Below are 4673 nucleotides of genomic sequence, written 5' to 3' on the forward strand. Positions count from 1 at the left end.
AGAGGTTGTCAATACCTATGGACCGACGGAGACCACGGTTTCTTGTACTGCGGAACATCTGAGGCAAGATGCCGAATGCGATTTGTCAGTCACCATCGGGCAGCCTCTCGCCAATGTGCGTATCTACATCCTGGATACACACAGTGTGCCGGTGCCGATTGGGGTAGTGGGCGAGTTGTATATCGGCGGCGATGGCGTGGGGCGTGGGTATCTGAATCGCGATGATTTGACCGCCGCGCGCTTCCTCGCTGATCCGTTTAGCGCCGATCCGACTGCACGGATGTACCGCACGGGCGATCTGGGCCGTTGGCGTGTCGATGGCACGATTGAGTTTGTAGGACGCAACGATCAGCAGGTCAAGATTCGTGGTTTCCGCATCGAGTTGGGTGAGATCGAGGCACGCTTGAGCGCGCATGCGGAGGTGCGTGAGTGCGTCGTGGTGGCGCTGGAGGGTGCGGCAGGCACTGATAAGCGGCTGGTGGCGTATTGGGTCGGTAACGAAGCTGTTGATGCTGCCGCATTGCGGACTTGGCTATCGGATGTACTGCCGGATTACATGGTGCCAGCCGCCTATGTGCAGTTGGATCGCTTGCCACTCACCCCCAACGGCAAGCTGGATCGCAAGGCGTTACCCGCACCGGATGGCGCGGCCTATGCGGCGTTGACGTACGAAGCACCACAGGGCGAGATTGAACAAGCCATTGCCGCGATCTGGTGCGAGTTACTCGGTCTGGAAGACATCGGTCGGCACGACAACTTCTTTGCCCTTGGCGGGCATTCGTTGCTGGCGGTGCGGGTCACCTCCCGCTTGCGTCAAGAAATGGGGGTCGAGATCGGCGTGGCGGACCTGTTCGTACACGCCACGCCCCAGCAACTTGCGACCTGTGTGGCATCTTCGTCCAGCACTGTCTTATCACCGATCTTGCCTCTGGAGTCAGATGCGCCGCGCGTGCTCTCGTTTGCGCAGCAGCGGCTTTGGTTCCTATCGCAGTTCGAAGGCGTCAGTCAGGCGTATCACATCAGCGGTGGACTGCGCTTGCGCGGAGCGCTGGATAGGCGGACATTGCAGCGTGCTTTGGATCGGATCGTAGCCCGGCATGCGTCGTTGCGCACGGCCTTCTTAATGCTCGACGGGCAGGTGCAGCAGCAGATTGCCGCCGAAGACATTGGCTTCCATTTGATCGACCATGATCTTCGCGGTGTTCCGGATCGCGAGGCGGCATTGCAGCAACTATTAGCCGATGAGGTGCAAGCACCATTTGCATTGGAGCGAGGCCCGTTGATCCGTGGTCGGCTGATACAACTGGCCGACGACGAATCCGTCCTGTTCGTGACCATGCACCACATCGTCTCGGACGGGTGGTCGATGGGGATTTTGATCAACGAGTTGAGCGTGTTGTATCGAGCGTTCGCACGTGGCGAAGCCGATCCGCTGCCACCATTGCCGATTCAATACGCCGATTATGCAAGCTGGCAGCGGCAATGGCTGGCGGGTGACGTGTTGCAGCAGCAGGCGGCGTACTGGCGCGATGCACTGTCCGGTGCGCCAGAGCTGCTGGAATTGCCAACGGATCGTCCGCGTCCAACCCGGCAAGACCATGCCTGTGCGATGCTGGAGGTGGTCGTCGGTTCGCAGCAGGCACAAGCGCTGAAAGAACTGAGCCAACGTCACGGGTTGACGCTGTATATGACGCTACTCGCCAGTTGGGCGCTGCTGCTGTCGCGTCTTTCCGGCCAGGACGATGTGGTGATCGGCAGTCCGGTGGCCAATCGCGGGAGATCGGAGACCGAAGGGCTAATCGGCTTCTTCGTCAACACGCTGGCGTTACGGATTGAGCTGTCCGGCTCGCCGACGCTGGCGCAACTGCTGGCATCGGTGAAGCAGCGCGCACTGCAGGCGCAGGCGCATCAGGACATCCCGTTCGAGCAGGTGGTGGAGTTGGTACAACCGCCACGCAGCCTGGCGTATACGCCACTGTTCCAGGTGATGTTCGCGTGGCAGAACATGCCACGGAGCGAACTGGATCTTGGCGATATCGAGGTCAGCGGGTTGGGTATTGCGCAAACCAGGGAGCAGTTCGATCTATTGCTGTCGTTGGCCGAAGGCGAGCAAGGGATTGTCGGCAGTTTGAACTATGCAACAGCGCTGTTCGAGCATTCGACGCTACAGCGTTGGATGGGGCATTGGCGCCACCTACTGGAAGCGATGGTCGCCGAGGGGGCCGAAGATCAGCCGGTGGATCGTCTGCCACTGCTGAACGAGGTCGAGCGCCATCAGCTACTGAGGCAGTGGAATGCAACTGCAACGGATTACCCACGCGATGCGTGTGTGCACGAACTGTTCGAGGCACAGGTGGCACAGACACCATCGGCCATCGCGGTGGTGCAAGGCGAGGTTTCACTGACGTATGGCGAGTTGAATGCGCGGGCTAACCGTCTAGCGCATTACCTGCGTGATTTGGGTGTGCGCCCGGATGATCGCGTGGCGATCTGCGTACAGCGTAGTGTGGAGATGGTGGTGGCGGTTGTGGCGGTACTGAAGGCTGGTGGTGCGTATGTACCTCTGGATCCGGCCTATCCGCCAGAGCGGTTGGCCTACGTGCGCGCTGATTGCGGCGCGATCGTCGTGCTGACGGATGCTGCCAGCCGTCACCTGATCGAAGAGAGTGCCACTGCGGCGGTGATCGTCGATCTGCAAGCCGACGGCGAGCGCTGGCAACATTTGCCAGACCGAAATCCCGGCCGCCATGCCAATGGTCTGACCGCACGTCACCTGGCGTATGTGATTTATACGTCTGGATCGACGGGGATGCCGAAGGGCGCGATGAACGAGCATCGCGGCGTCGTCAACATGGCTTGTGCTCAGAAACGGAAATTGTTGTTAAATTCTAATAGCCGTATCTTGCAGTTTGCTTCTTTTAGTTTCGATTCTTGTACGTTCGAAATTATGATAGCGATCTGCTGGGGTGGGTCACTATTTATATCAAAAAATAATGGAATTATTATTGGTGATGATTTTGTTGAGATAGTAAAGGATAAAGAAATTACTCATGCGGTGGTGCCTCCCGCATTTTTATCTACCGTGCTCAATGTTGAAGAAATTTTCTCTTTGCAGACGATCATTTCTGCAGGTGATGTGCTCTCTGTTCCTATCGCGAAACGCTGGAGTCAAGGAAGACGGTTGATCAATGGATATGGACCTACGGAAACGACGGTCTGTGCCTGTTTGCATGAATGTCATGTCGACGCGGTGGGTGCGCCACCGATTGGGCGCCCTGTTGATAATGTGCGGATCTATATCCTCGATCAAAACGGTGCGCCGGTTCCGATCGGAGTGGCGGGAGAGCTGTATATCGGTGGCGATGGCGTGGGGCGTGGGTATCTGAATCGCGATGATTTGACCGCCGCGCGCTTCCTCACGGATCCGTTCAGCACCGATCCGACTGCACGGATGTACCGCACGGGTGATCTGGGCCGTTGGCGTGTCGATGGCACGATTGAGTTTGTCGGACGCAACGATCACCAGGTCAAGATTCGTGGTTTCCGCATCGAGTTGGGTGAGATCGAGGCACGCTTGAGCGCACATGCGGATGTGCGCGAGTGCGTCGTGGTGGCGCTGGAGGGTGCGGCAGGCACTGATAAGCGGCTGGTGGCGTATTGGGTCGGTCACGAAGCTGTTGATGCTGCTGCATTGCGCAGTTGGTTATCGGATGTACTGCCGGATTACATGGTGCCAGCCGCCTATGTGCGGTTGGATCGGCTGCCATTGACTCCCAACGGCAAGCTGGATCGCAAGTCATTACCCGCACCGGATGCAGCGGCCTATGCGGCGTTGACGTATGAAGCACCACAGGGCGAGATCGAACAGGCCATTGCCGCGATCTGGAGTGACCTCTTAGGTCTGGAAAAGATCGGTCGACAAGACAACTTCTTCGCCCTGGGCGGGCATTCGCTGCTGGGCGTGCGCTTGATCTCGCGCATCCGCAGCGCGCTGGGCTTGGAACTGCCGCTGGCCACGTTGTTTGCTCAACCACGTTTGGCCGAGTTGGCACAGGCCCTGGACAACGCCGCCGCCAGCACGCTGCCGGCCATCGTGCCAGCTGACCGCAGCGCTCCGCTGCCGCTATCCTTCGCACAGCAACGACTATGGTTCCTGGCGCAATTCGACAGCCGTGCCGCACAGGCTTACACCCTTTATGGCGGCGTGGACCTGCACGGGGTGCTGGATTTGCCCGCACTCAAGCAGGCATTGGATCGTATCGTCGCCCGCCACGAGGTACTGCGCACCTGCTTCGTCGCCAGCGATGATGGCGCTATCCAGGTGATTGCTCCGGCGGATGTCGGCTTCGCGCTGACCTGCATCGATCTGCGTCATACGCCAGATGCCGAGGTTGCCGCGCAGCATCACGCCGAACAGGAAACCCACACGCCCTTCGATCTGAGCCGTGGTCCATTGATCCGTGGCTGCCTGCTGCAGCTGGCCGAGCAGCAACACCGTCTGCTGATCAGCATGCACCACAGCATCTCCGATGGCTGGTCCATTGGGATCTTGATTCGCGAACTTGGCGCGTTGTACGCCGCCTTCGTGCAAGGCCAGCCCAATCCGCTGCCGCCGCTGCCGATCCAATACGCCGACTACAGCCTGTGGCAACGCCGCTGGCTCGATGGGCCGC

General features: G+C 59.2%; 1 protein-coding gene. It reads left to right on the top strand.

The features are described 5' to 3' along the window. Window positions 1–58: 58 nt before the first annotated feature. Window positions 59–4673 (top strand): non-ribosomal peptide synthetase (locus tag XALGPE39_RS15915; RefSeq protein ID WP_235429859.1); only part of this gene is annotated, 4615 nt, incomplete at its 3' end.

Source organism: Xanthomonas sp. GPE 39 (genome assembly GCF_000963005.1).
Lineage (GTDB): Bacteria > Pseudomonadota > Gammaproteobacteria > Xanthomonadales > Xanthomonadaceae > Xanthomonas_A.